Here is a 15,197-nt window from a genome sequence, read left to right on the forward strand (position 1 = left end):
GGCGTACGGTGATGGAAACTGCCTGCAACGCAGGATGAGTAAGCACAATACCCCGGCGCCGGGAAAAGATAGTCGATCGCGCGACAGGCGGTTGCATCGGCGGGATGGAGCGTCATTACCGGGCTGCGGAAAACCCATGCCACGGATTGATGGCGGTAACGACCATCGGTTACACTGCTGGCATGAAAAATTTCGAACTGCGGCGCGACCGCTATGAGGCATTCCGCCAATTTGACAATCCCCTCCTGAATATCAGCCTGACCTTGGAACTGCCCGACTTCCGGCCGTTTTGCAAGCAGCGCGAACTGCCGCCGTTTCATTTCTTCTTGTATTGCGTGCTGTCGGCAATTGAAACGATCGACAATTTCATGTATCGCATTCATGAAGATGAGGTAATCAAGATCGATGATTTCATCGGTTCGTTCACGGTGCTTAACGCCGATAACAACCTCAATTTTGCGCGCTTTGCACGCAGCGCCGACCTGCGCGAATTCATCGCCCGCAGCGTGCGCGCCGGCCGCGAAGCGAGCGCGAGCCGCGCGCTGATCAATACCAGCGCCGACCTGATGCCGCGCCAGGCCCGCGATAATATCTATATCACCTGCATGCCGTGGTTCGACATGCGCGCGATCGAGCATCCGGTTTTCTGCCACCGCAATAGCGACATTCCCTCGCTGGCCTGGGGAAAGTTTAGCGCGGCGGCGGGCGAAACGATGACGATGCCGTTTTCGGTGCAGGCGCATCACGGCTTTGTCGACGGCTACCATGTGCATCTGCTGGCGCAGGCGATAGCCAAGCGGGTGGCGCAAGTCATGGACGCGCATGCCGTTACATGAGCGATTGGCTTCAGCCTGAACTGTTGAAAACCGTGCAAGTCTGAACATTGACCGGCAACCCGCACAGGATGTTGATCTTTTTCAGGCGCGAGCGGCGTAAAATGGCTTCGTACCCACCAGGCATATTCCATTCAAGGAGATTCCCATGGTTGAGCTGGTCGCCCGGGCGACGATGCCGATTCGATGCAGCACGACGGACACTTTCGACGCTTTCGTTCAACCTGAGCGCATCACGCGCTTCTGGTTGACATCCACCACCGATGCGCTCAGCCCCGGCGCCCAGGTCGAATGGGAATTCATGGTGCCGGGCGCCATCGAAGGCGTGCACGTGACTGCATTCGACCGGCCGCACCACATTGGGTTCACGTGGACCGGGAGCGGCCTGTTGGTCGACATCCGCTTGTCGCAGCTGCAGAGCGACATGACGGTTGTCAGCGTCGAGGTCCGGGGTTTCCAGGGTGACGACGCGATGGATCAGACAGTCAATACCACCGAAGGGTTCAGCATCGTTTTATGCGACTTGAAGGTCCTGCTTGAATCGGGCCACCCTGCCAACCTGGTAAGAGACAAGGCGGCCCTGATCGAGCGCAGCCGCGCCGCCTGAATCAGGTCATTCGCGCCGCCGTATCGGCCGCCAGGGCAATATCCTTCTGCGCGTCCAGCTCGGCCACGCGTGCCAGCAAGGCGGCAGGGATCTGCGTGTAAGCGCCTGCGCCAGTACCAGGCGGCGCGGCGCCGGCATCTGCCCTACGCTGTCGAGCATCGCGATGCGCACGCTCGAGCAAAACATGGGGGTGCGCCTGCTGAACCGCACCACGCGTAGCGTGGCGCCGACCGAAGCCGGCGAGCGGCTGGTCGCACGGCTGGGACCGCTGCTGCGCGAGCTCGACCTGGCGCTGGAGGAAGTCAACGCGTTTCGCCATCGTTCCACCGGCGTGCTGCGCATTAACGCCAGCGAAACGGCGGCGCGCCAGTTGCTGTGGACCGTTGTGCCGACGTTTTTAGCGCGCTACCCGGAGATGGCGCTCGACCTGGTCACCGAGGGCCGCCTGACCGACACCGTGGCCGCCGGTTTCGGCGCCGGCATCCGGCTCGGTGAATCCGTGCCCCAGGATATGGTCGCGGTGCGCTTCGGCGGCGATATACGTTCCCTGTCGGTGGCCTCGCCCGCCTACCTCGCGGCGCACCCTGCGCATGCCAAGCGGAAAATCGTATCGCTGGGAGTTCGCGCGCCACGGCCAGGAAATCGCGGTGGACACGCCTGGGGCGCTGACACTGGACCATCTGGAACTGATGGCCGAAGCGGCCGTGCAGGGGCTGGGCATCGCCTACGTACCGGACCGCGTGGCGCAGCCGTATCTGGCGCGCGGCGAGCTGGCCTGCGTCATGGAGGAGTGGTGTCCGTGGATCCCCGGACTGTTTCTTTACTATCCCGGCCATCGGAATGTTCCGATGGGACTCAAAGCGTTCATCGACGTGCTGAGGGAACTGGCCTGACGCTCGCCGGCGGCAGGCGCATGGTCAGCGGGTAGCCGGATTGGGATGTGGGCCGGCGCCGCATCGGTGCCGTCGTCGTTGCAGATCGAGCTGTAGGTACGCTGGTAGAGCAACTGGCCGTCCACGAAGACCGTCACGTCGGTTGGCGTCCATTCGAGGCCGACGGTGTGAAAGCCGCTGGACAGGTCGCATGGGGCGTAACAATTGCTCCACTTGGTGTCGAAGCGCGGCCCGACCGCGAGCAAGGTGCTGGGAATCTATCCACCGCGCGTGGCCACGCCGCTGTGAAGCATGTTCTTGAGCGTGGAACTGGGGGGGCCTCGAAAAACCTACTGCGCGGCGCAATTTTCGCCCTGCTATGCTCACCGTACCTTCGTACGGCTGCGCTTCTCGGACGAAACTTGCGCCGCTCGCTACGGTTTTTCGAGGCCCCCTGGATTGTCTTCGACGCCGTTGACGACCAACTCGAAAATGTCGATCTCCAGTGCCCAATACTGCTTGCCGCCCGAGGGGCGGATGCCGGAGTTGAGCCAGAACGCGGGAAACACGCCCTTGCCTTTCGGTACGCGAACGCGCGCCTCGATGTAGGCAATCGCCTATCATCCAGCGTTCCCACATCAACGCCTTTTGACTTTCCGTGTAACAGATCCGAGGCTTTTGTTTCATATTCAACACTCCCTCTGCTGACGCACTTGGGTTAGAGTGTTGCGTCGACTGATTGAATCCGCAGCCAAGAGCAAACCTACGCTCACTCACAAAAGATATAAACTATGAACTCCAAGAAACTTATTGGACTTGCTGTGTCAAGTGCCTTGCTTCTCCCTCAAGTTGGGCGAACTGAGCCGACACCGCAAATCGCTGCAAAACATAAGTACTTTGTCGGAATGTTTTCGGGAGCGTTCCCGTCGATAGCAGGTGCTATCAGTGCTGCGCGTCTGCCGCCGGAAACCAAGGCAATGGGCGAGTTGCCCGCGCTGCCAGGATCATCGAAAATTTTAGCGTTCCAAGCTCCGCATGGAACAACCGATGCTGAGAATGACTTACTCATCTTAATCGTCGAGCCAGTCGCTGACGGGAAGGTGAAGTTATGGTTAAGTGGTACCGAACTGGCACGCGAGCAGCGCGAGAAGGCGGAAGAAGACGTCGTCAATTTCGGTGAAGTCCGTGGTGGCGAATTCAAGATCTTCGAAAGGCTGTGATCAGCCCTCAATCCGGAGAACTCACCCGGTGATTTTTACGTTGAGGATGCTTGTTGTACTTCTTGCGGCATGCCCACGACGGCCGCACCTGGTGTCTGCTTTCGGCCCGGCGCCGACGTTCCCACAACTTTCGCAGAGCCAAGCATATGAACCATGAGCCGTTGAGCATCGTCTTAGGTGGCGGCTCGCCACAACAGAGGGATGAATAGATGCACGACCTTCGACGACCGAACTGGCGATCGATAGTGGTATTCGGTGGCTTTGCACTTTACGCCGGAACGGCGCTCGCGTGCTTTTCGCGGCCTCAAAATCTCTCGCGGCCGCATTCTGCTGTAGTGGATGATGCCACGCAAATAGTATGGGCAGAAGTGATAGGCGCACAGGCAGTTAAGTCCACTTCTGATGCGCGGAGACCAGTGAAATACACTTTGCGCGTGCTGCAAGTATTGAAGGGCCAAGCCGGAGCAACTATTGAGCTTAATGGTGAAGGCGACTTGTCTGGAATCTGGGACACGACTTTTAGCGATCATGTTGAAGACGAGTTCTGGAGCAAATCCTCCGGCAGGATGGGTATTAACGGTGACTGCTCGATGATCTCGCCCCATTTCATGATTGGAAAGCGCTACTTGGTAATGCATAGCTCGTTGCCGGATACGAAGCATTTCGAGCGCGTAGATAATGATGACGACCGATGGTTCAAATATGTGAAGAGCAGGACCTTAGGTGTTCGCTGAGCGTTTCGTCAAGGGGCCAAATTGAATTCACGGAAAGTCGATTTTGGAAGCTCTCGGCCACCCTGCCCGACCGCACGCATCGTTTCCCGCGCTACCCCAGGTGTTCCCCGAAGAAAAAAGAATTCCAAAAGGTCCAAACGCAAAAAAACGAAACGTCCTTGTTCTTTCGAATTAACGAAAATAGGATGGGCGCAGATAGCATGACGAACCGACAAGTCCGGCTGCAATCGCCCCTACTTTGTGGTTCCAACATGGAGAATGCCTGATGCAGCGTGCCCATATCGCCGTACTACAACTGACTTGCCTGGCCATGATCGGCCACACCGGCGCAGCCAGCGCCGCCACCATCACCGTCGGTCCCGGACAGTCGATCCAGAACGCGGTCAACACGGCGATCGCCGGCGACACCGTGCGCGTGCTGGCCGGCACCTACACGCAAAAAGTGAAACTGGCCGACAAGAACGGCAGCGCGGGCAACTTCATCACCGTCAAGGGCGACCCCGGCGCCATCCTCAGCGGTACCGGGCTGGTGCCGAGCGACCGCGAAGGCTTGATCACGATTACCAATTCGAACTACGTGCGCGTGGAAGGCTTTGACGTCGCCAACTTCATCACCGGCGCGTCGGCAACGCCAGTCGGCATCCTGGTCGAAGGCAAGGGATCGAACATTCAGATCGTCAACAACAAGATCCACAACATCAAGCACACCAGCACCTGCAAGGAGCCCTGCTCGGTCGGCGCGCACGGACTGGCTGTGTTCGGCACGCACGCCAGCGGCATCACCGATCTGCTGGTGCAAGGCAACGAGGTGTACCAGAACGTGCTGCAGGCAAGCGAAGCGCTGGTCATCAATGGCAACGTGGACCGCTTCGAAGTGTTGTCGAACAACGTACACGACAATAACAACATCGGTTTCGACTTCATCGGTTACGAGGGCGAATGCGGCGGGTGCGGCGAGAACGACCGGGTCCGCAACGGCATCGTGCGCGGCAATACGGCGAAGAACAATTCGAGCAAGAGCAATCCGTGGTACGCCAAGGTCGGCTCGGCCGGCGGGTTTTACGTCGATGGCGGCCGCAACATCATTTTCGACCGGAATATTTCCACGGGAAATGACATCGGCTTCGAGTTCGCCAGCGAGCACAAAGGCAAGGCCACCGAGGATATCCTGATGATGAATAACGTCATCTATAACAACCGCGAAGCGGGCTTGTCGCTGGGCGGGTATTCCACCTCGGCGGGCGCCTCGCGCCGCATCCAGGTGCACAACAATTCCTTCTACAAGAACCAGGGCTGGGGCACCGAACTGCTGTTCCAGTACAAGGTGACCGACAGCCGCTTCAGCAATAACATCTTCTTCGGCGAAAACAGCGCGGAGGATGCGTACGAAATTTCCGGCAGCGGCCATAGCAACAACGTGTGGGGCAAGAATATCTGGTGGGGAACGAGCTCGCAAGCCTCTTCGCTGCCCGGCGCCAAGGTGATTGCCGATCCGAAGTTCGTGGCGCCAGCGACCGGCAACCTCAAGCTCCAGGCCGCCTCGCCCGCCATCAATGCCGGCGCCGTGACGGCAGCCGTGACGAACTGGAGCTCGCCGCTGTGGACGCGCTACTTTCCGTCGGGCGTGATTGCGGTCAACGGCGTGGCCGATATCGATGGACAAGCGCGCAGCGCAGGCGCGATCGACCTGGGCGCGGATGAATTCGGCAGCGCCGCGATACCGGCCGGGGCGCCGCGCTAAAGCGTGCCGGGGCCATCGCCTGCCGATGGCCTCTTGCCGCTTACAGCTTGGTGTTACCGCGGTACCAGTCGCTGCCGACCAGGCGCAGGTCGGCCGTTTGCACCGACCCGAGCGCGCCCGAACCGCTGCGGCTCTCGTCGATACTCTGGATGTTATCGATCGCCACGGTTTCATCGCGGCTATATACCGTGTTATGCAGCAGCACCGTGCCCTTGTTCCAGTCGACGCTGGTCAAGGTGCCCTGCTCGATACGGAAATTGCTCGCTCCGTACGGCAGATAAATCATCAGGTATTTCCCTTTCTGGATCTGGAGCAGCTGGCGCCGGATCTGCTCTTTCCAGCCGTCGAACGGCTGGGCGGCATCGAGATTGGCGCTTTCTTGTTGACTCCACTCGTCGGCCGTCGACAGCATGCCCGCGTATTTGGCGCGGTCGAGCGTGCGCAGCACTTCATCGGCGATGCGGACCTGCTCCGTGTAAGGCAGAAACTTGGGAATCTTGAATTCGTCACGCCACTGCTCGGTGCGCACGATGTAATCGGCATGCGTGCTAAACGTGGGCAAGGCTTCTCCCAGCCGCGTACGTTCCTGTTCGATCCAGATTTCGGCTTCGTCCGCGATCTGCTCGAATTTATCGGTGCCGGCATCGAACAAGACGCGGTCCGCGATCTCCACCTTCAGATCGTATGGATAATCTTCCGGAATACTGAATTCCTTGCACCACTTGGCCGATTGCGCCACAAAATCGGATACCGACAGATCGAACGGATTGATATTCATGTACATGCTCTCCAGTGATTGGTGTGAGTGTCATTTCCTACCCTAACCCTGAGTAACGCCGGGCTGATGGATCAGCCTCTTGCCTGCATGACGATATGGCGCGGATCGCGCTGTCTTACATTCGATCTTACGCTTCAATTAACAATAAAACAAAGGCAATATCGAAATGAATAGCGAGCGGTTACAATCACGCCACCTGCATGGAGAGATTGATGAAACCAACCTGGACGCTGTGCCTCCTGGCCCTGGCAGCCTGTCGGACTTGGGGAGTCGAAGCGAAAAAATAGCTGGGCGAGGCCAGATTTTGACGATTTCGCAGTGCCAATAGCGAGCTATTGGCCGAGAAAGCGGCGAAATATGGACCGTCCCAGGTATTTTTGCAGCCGACGATCCCAAGTCCGACAGGCTGCTAGCCCTGACACCCGCGATGGCCACCGAAATCGCCTCGCCGTCCGGCGGATGGAACCGCTCGGGCCTGGTCGACAAGAGCGAGCAAGCCACCGTGGCCTACCCCAATTCCCCGATCGACCGAGGCGCGCAGAGCAAGCGCAGCATGATCAAGGGCCATATCGCGGCAGCGGCCGGCAAGCGCGCGCCGCACCAGTTGGTTGTCAACGGCAATCCGCTGCGCCTGCTGACCGACGAGCAGGGCCACTACGCGCGCCCCTACCTGTTCGGCGCCGGCTCGAACAGCGTCGAAGTCAAATCGCCGCAAGGCAAATCGCTCAGGCGCGTGCAGTTCTACGAAACCAACTCGGGCCGCCCCCTGCCCGGCCTGCGCGTGATCTGCGCCTGGGACGACACCGAAGCCGAGATCGACCTGCACATCGTCACGCCGGACGGCCAGCATGCCTACTTCGGCCACCCGGTGCTGACCAATGGCGGCGGCCTGGACGTCGACAGCGTGGACGGCCCCGGTCCCGAGATGTATACCATGACGGCGCCCTTGCGCGGCAATTACCACGTGTACATCAATTACTGGGGCAAGCTGGGCGCGAACGGCTATCACTTCGACGAAACCAAGCGCCAGATGGAAATGATCACCGCGCGCGTGACCTTGGTGTACAACGAAAACACCCCGCGCGAAAAACGCGAAGAGTTCGTGCTGCCGATGCGCAGCATCGGTGAGCTGACCCTGGTCAAATCGTTCACCTTCTGACGCTCGGGCGGTCGCCGCCTCCCCGGTAACCTATACTCGCGGTTTCTCGATTTCGGACAATCCATGTGGAAACAGGCGTATCGGCGCTGGTCGGCTGGCTTGCGCGAAGCAGTCGCGTGCATCGGGATGGGCTTGCGCGACGCGCGCCACGCCGGCCTGTGGTGGCGCGCATCGCTGTGGTGCCCGGCGCCGACCTTGCTGTGTCTCTGGCTGTACTACCACTACCATGCGTTTTTCTTCAAGCTGGCGGGGCGGGCCGGCGTGTTCGCCCTGTTCGGCGGGCTGACCCTGCTGGACGGCGGCCTGGGCATGGGGAGCGGCGGGGGTGGCGGGCAAGGCAAGGGCTACGCCCATATCATGGGCGACATCGCGCGTTTGCTGCGCGACCTGGTCAAATTCGTCATGGACCTCGGACTATTCCTGCAGTTTCTCCTTGCCGCACTGGCCATGGCGGGCTTCTTTTATGTGCTGCTGTTCGCCTTCGCCAACCTGACCACGGTCTGCCTGCCCCTGCGCTGGCTGTTGCTGCGGCGCGCCCAGCGGGTCGCCCACACGCGTTATACCGGGTGGCAACCGAGGCCCTTGCCCGCGCTGCCGCCCCTGTCCGCATGGCAATGGACGCGCAAGATCCTCAAGCTCATGCTGTCCCTGCTCGTTCCCGTGTGGTCGCTGTACATAGTCTTGCGCTTCGTACTCGAGTTCAACGTGCGGCTGATGTACTTGCTTGCCGCCGAAGGCGTGCTCGACCCGCAACAGCGGCGCGCGCTGATGCATGCCCAAGGCCCCGCCATCACCATGCTGGGCCTGATCCTGTGCGTGCTGATGCTGGTGCCTTTCGTTAACCTGCTGATACAGGCACTGCTGTGCAGCAGCGTCTGTCACCTGCAGCGGCGCGGGTGGATCAATCCCACCCAAGCGCCGCCGGCGCCACAGCTTACAGCTTGATTTCCGTGCCCAGCAACACGAGGAATTGAGCCAGCCATTGCGGATGCGCGGGCCACGCCGGCGCCGTGACGAAATTGCCATCCGTCACAGCCTGATCGACCTCGATCTGCGCATACTCGCCGCCGGCCATGCGCACTTCCGGCGAGCACGCCGGGTAGGCCGAAATGCGCTTGCCGCGAATCACATCGGCGGCGGCCAGCAATTGCGCGCCATGGCAGACGGCGGCGATCGGCTTGTTCGCTTGCGCGAACTGGCGCACCAGCGCGATGACCCGTTCGTCCAGGCGCAGGTATTCGGGCGCGCGGCCGCCGGCGATCATCAGGGCGTCGTAATTGCCCGCCTCGGCCTCATCGAAACTGGCATTGAGCGCGAACAGATGGCCCGGTTTTTCGGTGTAGGTCTGGTCGCCTTCGAAATCGTGGATGGCGGTCTTGATCTTGTCGCCGGCCTTCTTGCCCGGACAGACCGCATGCACCGTGTGCCCCACCATCTGCAGCGCCTGGAACGGCACCATGGTTTCGTAATCTTCCGCAAAATCGCCCGTCAAAAACAAAATCTTCTTTCCAGCCATGCTTTTCTCCTTGGTAGGTGGGGTGTAACGAGGTGATGCTTGCTGTTTGCTTGATTTTCAGATCTTAACTTTCAAATAATACGCCGGAATCGCCAACGCGGCATTCCCGCTCGTCCGCAGCGATTCAGGTGCATTGCCAGAAGTAGCCGATCGTCCTGCACGGATGGCACTGGAAGACATAGCCTATGCCGCCGCTGCCCCACAACCACCATTCGGTCTCGTCCGTCGTCGGCAGGTAGGAATTGAGCTGCATGGCAAAACGCATGGTGCGGGCGCACGCCGGGCAATCGGGATAGTCGGCATGCTGGATCCAGACAGGAGGGCCGCCGACGCGGTGCAGGTTCCCCCCACCCCAGCTCTGCCATGTCCAGCGCGCCGGGGTGGGCGCCAGCCGCACCTCGGTCGGCGCCAGCGGATTGGCGGGAAATTGTGGAATCACCGCGCCGTGGTCGAGCGCATGCGCAAGGCCATTGTGGTCATGGCGGTAGAACAGCATGCCGCGCTCCCAGCCCAGGCAGGACAGGCACACTTCCAGCGACAGTGCGGACGCGTCCGCGCCATGCATGCCAAAAATGGCGTGTTCGGGCAAGGTCACCAGATGATGCAGCCGGCCTGCGCACAGTCCGCACGTGCCGCTGCCCACGCCACCGAAGCGATGCAGGGCGCCGTCGCCTGGCAGGGTCCAGCTCGGGTGCTGCGCGCCCGGTGCGGGATCGGCGCTGCCCTCCTCGATGTAATCTGGCGGGAAGATCAGATGCGCGCAATTGCCGGGATACAGCGGCTGGCCGGGGCCGTCGTGATCGACGCTGCGCAGTAACTGGGGCAGCGGGTACGGCAAGGCCATCGTGGGATAGGCGTCGATCGCGAGCGCCAGCGCGTCGGGCCGGCGCGTTTCCAGCAAACAGTCGAATGCCTTGCGGCGCTGCTTCGGGTCTTGCGTCACCAGCTGGTCGGCCAGGAAGGCGACGTCCTCCGCCTGCGCGGCGCGCCAGGGCCAGTCTTCGCATGTATGGCCCCGGTTCGGCGCCAGCGCGAACAGGCGGCCAAGCTGCGCTTGCAGCGCGGGACCGATCTGCAGGCTGGCCGCCTCGATGATCAGGTCGCACAGCTCGCGCATGTCCGGCGGCGGCGCCTGTTCCAGCACGTCGACGGTGCGCGCGGCCAGGCGGGCCAGGGCGGCTTCCGACACCACGCACAGCAGCTTGTCGATCAGGTTCCTTGCCCTGGGGGGCCAGGCCAGCAGCGCGTCGCCGGCGAGTTCATCGACCTCGTCGCCGCACCCATCGCGCAGCAATATCCTCAGCTGCGACACCCCGGCATCATGCCCCTCGTCCAGGAATGCCTGTATCACGTCGCGCGCGCTCAAACGGCGCCCGTCCAGAAATGCGTTGTCGCTCATATTGCTTCTCCCTTGTTTTGTTCTCTGCCGCTATGCTTGCTTACGTGCATTGCCATAAGAAGCCGCTGATCCTGCACGGGGCGCAGCGCAAGACGTAGCAAACACCGCCGCTACCCCAATCCCAGGCGTCGCCCTTCGTCGTGGGCAGTTGCGAATCGAGCTGCATGGCGAAGTGCATGGTCTTCGCGCACGCCGGACAGTCGGGATAGTCGGCCGACTGCACCCAGGTCGGATGGCCGCCGACCCGGTGCAGGTTTTCCGCGCCGTTGGCCGGGCCCCAGCCCTGCCAGCGCCAGCGCGGCGGCGTGGACGCCAGCCGCACCTCGGCGGGCGCGAGCGCGTGCGCGGGAAAGCGTGGCGTCAGCGCGCCCTGCTCGAGCGCGCCGGGAAGACCATCGTCGCCATGCCGGTAGAACAGGACGTCACGCTCCCAGCCCAGGCAGGACAGGCACACTTCCAGCGAGACGTCAGCCCCGGCGGCGGCGCCAGCGCCAGCGTCAGCCTCAAACAGGTGCGCTGCGGGCAGCGTGATCAGGTGATGCAAGCGGCCGCCGCACAGGCCGCAGGCGCCGCTGCCGGCGCCGCCGAAGCGATAGCTGCCGGCGCCGGCAGTCAGCGTCCAGCTCGGGTGAGCCGGGCCCGGCCCGGCCTTGCCGCCGCCGTCGGACAAATAGTTTTCGGGAAAAACCAGGTGCGAACACGCCGTGCCGCACAAAGGCTGTCCGGGGCCGTCGTGGTCGACCTCGCGCAGGTAGGCCAGTAGCGGTTGCGCCAGCGCCAGCGATGGATAGGCCGCCACCGCTGCGGCCATCGCCGCTTGCTGGCGCGTCTCGAGCAGGCAGCGCCAGGCCTTGAGGCGCGCGTGCGGATCGTCACCGGCGAGCTGCTCGCGCAGGAAAGCGATGTCCTCGTCCCGCGCGGCGCGCCATGGCCAATTTTCGGCGTAGCTGCCCTGGTTCGGCGCCAGCGCGAACAGGCGGCCAAGCCGCGGCTGCAATGCCGGTGCGATTTGCAGGCTGGCCGCTTGCAGTACTGCTTCACACATCTCGGACGGCTGGTCCCGTTCCATCAGGTCGATCGCGCTTGCGGCCAAGCGCGCCAGTGCCGGCGCCGACATTACGCACAGCACGCTGTCGATCATGCTGGCCTCGTCCGGCAGCGCCAGCAGTGCCTGGTCGGCGAAGGATTCAATCTCGTCGACCGGCGCCTGGCGCAGGAACAGCCCGAGCTGCGCCCAGGCCGCGCGGTAGCCGCGTGGCTGGCGGAAGGCCGCGATCAGGTCGGAAACGCTTAAGCGGCCGGCCATGGCCGATGAGTCGCTCGTCATCGTGTTATCCCTTAGTTGAGGATGCCCATCTTCGCCGATCCGCCGGCGCCTGTCGACAAGCCGCGTTACATGAAGCAAAGTGCTACAGTAAAATACAATATTCATTCAACAGCGAGAATCCCATGACCCATCCAGTGACGTCGCCTGCCGGCGACACGCTCTCCCCAAGCGAACTCGCGGCGTACGCCGACCGCGTGTGGGATGAAGAAATCGTTCCGGCCCTGGTGCAGTACATCGCCGTGCCCGCCAAAAGCCCCGCTTTCGATGCCAACTGGGAAGCCAACGGCTATCTCGACCGGGTCGTGCGCGATGCCGAGGAGTGGATCAAGAGCAAGAAAATCCCCGGCCTGAAACTCGAAGTGCTGCGTGCACCCGGACGCTCGCCCGTCATTTTCTTCGAAGTGCCGGCCACCAAACCGGACTCGAACGACACCGTGTTGATCTACGGCCACCTCGACAAGCAGCCCGAATTCGACGGCTGGCGCGGCGACCTGGGACCATGGACGCCCAAATACGAAAACGGCAAGCTGTACGGACGCGGCGGCGCCGACGACGGTTACGCGGTGTATGCCTCGCTGACCGCCCTGATGGCGCTCGACCGCCAGAACATTGCGCGTCCGCGCTGCGTGGGCCTGATCGAAACCTGCGAAGAAAGCGGCTCCTACGATCTGCCGCCCTACCTCGACATGCTGGGCGAGCGCCTGGGCCAGGTGTCGCTGGTGGTGTGCCTGGACTCGGGCGCGGGCAACTACGACCAGCTGTGGCTGACCACCTCGCTGCGCGGCATGGTCTCGGGCACCTTGAAGGTCGAAGTGCTGACCGAAGGCATCCACTCGGGTGCGCATTCGGGCGTGGTGCCGTCGAGTTTCCGCATCCTGCGCCACCTGCTCGACCGCCTGGAAGACGCGAAAACCGGGCGCCTGCTGCCGCAAAGCTTTCATTGCGAGATTCCGCACGTGCGCATCGAAGAAGCGAAAGCGACCGCCGCCATCCTCAAGGAAGAAGTCTACAAGCGCATGCCGTGGGCCTGCGGCGCGGACGGCGGCTCGGTGCTGCCGGTGACGACCGACCCGCTCGAAGCGATCCTGAACCGTACCTGGCGCCCGACCCTGTCGGTGGTGGGGGCCGAAGGCTTTCCAGAGTTCGCCAACGCCGGCAACGTACTGCGGCCCTACTCCGCGTTCAAGCTGTCGCTGCGCATCCCGCCACTGCTCGACGGCAATGCCGCCGCGCTGCAACTGAAAGCATTGTTGGAAGATAACGCGCCCTACAATGCGCGCGTGAGTTTCGTGCCCGACGGCACGCCGGGTTCGTACGGGGCCAGCGGCTGGAATACGCCGGAACTGAGCCCGTGGCTGTCGAACGCCGTCAACGCGGCCAGCGAAAGCCACTTCGGCACGCCGGTCGGCTACCTGGGCGAAGGCGGCACCATTCCGCTGATGGGTTTGCTGCAAAAGAGCTTCCCGAAAGCGCAGATGATGGTCTGCGGCGTGCTCGGTCCGAAAAGCAATGCGCACGGTCCGAACGAGTTCCTGCATGTGCCGTACGGTAAGCGCCTGACGGCGGCGGTGGCGCAGGTGATCGCGGCCCACCCGTAAAGCGGATGGCGCGCCGGCAATGCGCCGGCGCGTCTTGTTTCCAATGACGAACAAGGATTTTCTATGCCATCCGACCCCCATTTGCCGCTTGAGCAATTGAACGAGCTCGATGACAGCTGGACCCTTGCCGAAGGAAGCCATGGCGACGGTCCGATGCTGGTGCGGATCAACAACTCGGCCAGGCGCTGGGTCGGGCACCCGCAACTTGGCATCCGCGTCGGGTTCGCGATTGCCTTGAACCATCCGAACCCGGGCGGCTTGCCGGATGCGGAAGAAAACCGGGTCATCAGCGGGCTGGAAGACCGTATCCGCGAACTGCTCCAGGCCGGCGGTCCGGTGGTGCATGCGCTGGCGATCACCACCGGCACGTTCAAGGAATTCGTGTTCTACCTGAAGAATGGCGAGTGCATCGGTCCGGTTCATGAGCAGTTGCGCGCCGAGGTGAGCTCGCACCAGGTCCAGTGCATGGCCTATCTCGATCCGCAGTGGAACGTGTACGCGTCCTTCGCGACCGGGTAGGCGCCGGCCCGGCCGCTCAGTGCATGGGCGCCGCCCCGCTCTCTTTGCCGATGGCGCCGCGCCAGGCGCCGGTTTCGCTGCCGCGCTTCTCCAGCAAGTTCTTGAAGCGCTGCAGGTTCGAGCGTGCCTGCATGCGCACGGCGCCGACCATGTCGCCCATGGTTTCCACCGCATCCTGCGGTTCGTAATTGAGCTCCAGGGTGACTTTGGTGCGCGAATCGGACAAGGCCTCGAACGTCACCTCGCCGCCGTTCGGCGTGCCCGAGATGCTGTGCCAGGCGATTTTTTTGTCCGGAACCTGCTCGGTGATTTCGGCATCCCACTCGATGACCTTGCCGAACACGTCCGCCTTCCAGTGCAGGCGCTTGTCGTCGAGCTGGCGCACCTCGTGCACGCTTTCCATAAACTGCGGAAATTGCTCGAACTGGGTGAACTGGTCGTACACGGTCCGCACGGGAAGATCGACGTCGATACTGACACGGGATTGACTGCCCTTGCCGCCCGAGTTTTGCATTTTTTTGGCCAACAAGGTGCCGCCGACCGCGACCGCCACCAAGCCAAGAATACGGTTCAACATGGTTTCCTCCTGATTGTCGATGAAGATGAAAGGGCGCAACCGGCGCGCCATGCCGATGCGCCGGCCTTGCCAGACCTTTCATGTTAGACGAGCTGCTTGCGCGCTTGAATAGGCGTTATCGCAGAACCGATGTAGGAATGCTCCTTCCCTCACCGATTCAGCGTTGTCAGGCTAGCAGCCTGTCGGACTTGGGGAGTCGAAGCGAAAAAATACCTGGGACGGCCCATATTTCGCCGCTTTCTCGGCCAATAGCTCGCTATTGGCACTGCGAAATCGTCAAAATCTGGCCTCGCCCAGCTATTTTTTCGCTTCGACTC

The 15,197-nt window shown here is 62.0% G+C and carries 15 protein-coding genes and 1 pseudogene; 10 read left to right on the forward strand and 6 right to left on the reverse strand.

Annotated elements, in window-relative coordinates; translation table 11 throughout:
• Positions 1-182 precede the first annotated feature (182 nt).
• The 3 genes and pseudogenes from F2P46_RS18105 (at position 183) to F2P46_RS18115 (ending at position 2,333) form a co-directional block, all read left to right on the forward strand.
• Positions 183-836 (forward strand): CatA-like O-acetyltransferase, encoded by a 654-nt coding sequence (locus F2P46_RS18105; protein ID WP_166892522.1) that lies wholly within the window; start codon positions 183-185, stop codon positions 834-836.
• A gap of 145 nt (positions 837-981) precedes the next feature.
• Complete coding sequence (locus F2P46_RS18110) at positions 982-1,440, forward strand: SRPBCC domain-containing protein (protein ID WP_166892524.1); 459 nt, start codon at positions 982-984, stop codon at positions 1,438-1,440.
• Positions 1,441-1,624: 184 nt separating this feature from the next.
• Positions 1,625-2,333 (forward strand): annotated as a pseudogene (locus F2P46_RS18115) (LysR substrate-binding domain-containing protein).
• Positions 2,334-2,746: 413 nt separating this feature from the next.
• Here F2P46_RS18115 and F2P46_RS18120 read toward each other — a convergent pair.
• Positions 2,747-2,881 carry a hypothetical protein gene (locus F2P46_RS18120; protein ID WP_166892527.1) on the reverse strand — a complete coding sequence of 45 codons (135 nt, stop codon included), beginning with the start codon at positions 2,879-2,881 and terminating at the stop codon, positions 2,747-2,749.
• 222 nt (positions 2,882-3,103) lie between these two features.
• Between F2P46_RS18120 and F2P46_RS18125 the strand changes: the two genes are divergently transcribed.
• The 3 genes from F2P46_RS18125 to F2P46_RS18135 all read left to right on the forward strand — a co-directional run bounded on the left by F2P46_RS18125 (position 3,104) and on the right by F2P46_RS18135 (position 6,007).
• On the forward strand, positions 3,104-3,532 hold the full coding sequence (locus F2P46_RS18125) for a hypothetical protein (RefSeq protein WP_166892530.1): 429 nt from the start codon (positions 3,104-3,106) through the stop codon (positions 3,530-3,532).
• A 416-nt stretch (positions 3,533-3,948) separates the two neighbouring features.
• A complete protein-coding gene (locus F2P46_RS18130; protein WP_166892533.1) occupies positions 3,949-4,266 on the forward strand; it encodes a hypothetical protein in 318 nt (105 codons plus the stop codon).
• 265 nt (positions 4,267-4,531) lie between these two features.
• Complete coding sequence (locus F2P46_RS18135; RefSeq protein ID WP_166892536.1) at positions 4,532-6,007, forward strand: DUF5123 domain-containing protein; 1,476 nt, start codon at positions 4,532-4,534, stop codon at positions 6,005-6,007.
• Between the two features lie 40 nt (positions 6,008-6,047).
• On the opposite strand, the gene F2P46_RS18140 is transcribed toward F2P46_RS18135, so the two are convergent.
• The gene (locus F2P46_RS18140) at positions 6,048-6,785 is read right to left on the reverse strand and encodes a hypothetical protein (RefSeq protein WP_166892539.1); all 738 of its coding nucleotides are present in this window, start codon (positions 6,783-6,785) and stop codon (positions 6,048-6,050) included.
• 427 nt (positions 6,786-7,212) lie between these two features.
• Here F2P46_RS18140 and F2P46_RS18145 point away from each other — a divergent pair, with 427 nt between their 5' ends.
• Together F2P46_RS18145 and F2P46_RS18150 are read left to right on the forward strand one after the other, a co-directional pair.
• Positions 7,213-7,944 carry a DUF2135 domain-containing protein gene (locus F2P46_RS18145; RefSeq protein ID WP_166892542.1) on the forward strand — a complete coding sequence of 244 codons (732 nt, stop codon included), beginning with the start codon at positions 7,213-7,215 and terminating at the stop codon, positions 7,942-7,944.
• A 63-nt stretch (positions 7,945-8,007) separates the two neighbouring features.
• Positions 8,008-8,889 carry a hypothetical protein gene (locus F2P46_RS18150; protein WP_166892545.1) on the forward strand — a complete coding sequence of 294 codons (882 nt, stop codon included), beginning with the start codon at positions 8,008-8,010 and terminating at the stop codon, positions 8,887-8,889.
• On the opposite strand, the gene F2P46_RS18155 is transcribed toward F2P46_RS18150, so the two are convergent.
• From F2P46_RS18155 to F2P46_RS18165, 3 genes are all read right to left on the reverse strand, one after another.
• Positions 8,879-9,460 (reverse strand): DJ-1/PfpI family protein, encoded by a 582-nt coding sequence (locus F2P46_RS18155; RefSeq protein WP_166892548.1) that lies wholly within the window; start codon positions 9,458-9,460, stop codon positions 8,879-8,881. The two genes, F2P46_RS18150 and F2P46_RS18155, sit on opposite strands and share 11 nt — an antisense overlap.
• Positions 9,461-9,584: 124 nt before the next feature.
• Positions 9,585-10,859, reverse strand: a complete 1,275-nt coding sequence (locus tag F2P46_RS18160; protein WP_166892551.1) for a hypothetical protein — start codon at positions 10,857-10,859, stop codon at positions 9,585-9,587.
• A gap of 40 nt (positions 10,860-10,899) precedes the next feature.
• Complete coding sequence (locus tag F2P46_RS18165; protein ID WP_166892554.1) at positions 10,900-12,186, reverse strand: hypothetical protein; 1,287 nt, start codon at positions 12,184-12,186, stop codon at positions 10,900-10,902.
• A 122-nt stretch (positions 12,187-12,308) separates the two neighbouring features.
• On the opposite strand from F2P46_RS18165, the gene F2P46_RS18170 reads away from it, so the two are divergent.
• Together F2P46_RS18170 and F2P46_RS18175 are read left to right on the forward strand one after the other, a co-directional pair.
• A complete protein-coding gene (locus F2P46_RS18170; RefSeq protein WP_166892556.1) occupies positions 12,309-13,784 on the forward strand; it encodes a M20 family metallopeptidase in 1,476 nt (491 codons plus the stop codon).
• A 63-nt stretch (positions 13,785-13,847) separates the two neighbouring features.
• A complete protein-coding gene (locus F2P46_RS18175) occupies positions 13,848-14,303 on the forward strand; it encodes a DUF695 domain-containing protein (RefSeq protein ID WP_166892559.1) in 456 nt (151 codons plus the stop codon).
• A gap of 16 nt (positions 14,304-14,319) precedes the next feature.
• On the opposite strand, the gene F2P46_RS18180 is transcribed toward F2P46_RS18175, so the two are convergent.
• Entirely contained in the window at positions 14,320-14,880 is a 561-nt protein-coding gene (locus tag F2P46_RS18180; protein WP_166892562.1) for an SRPBCC family protein, read from the reverse strand.
• Between the last annotated feature and the right edge of the window lie 317 nt (positions 14,881-15,197).

The organism is Massilia sp. CCM 8734 (assembly GCF_011682155.1).
GTDB classification, from domain to species: Bacteria; Pseudomonadota; Gammaproteobacteria; order Burkholderiales; family Burkholderiaceae_D; genus Telluria_A; species Telluria_A rubra.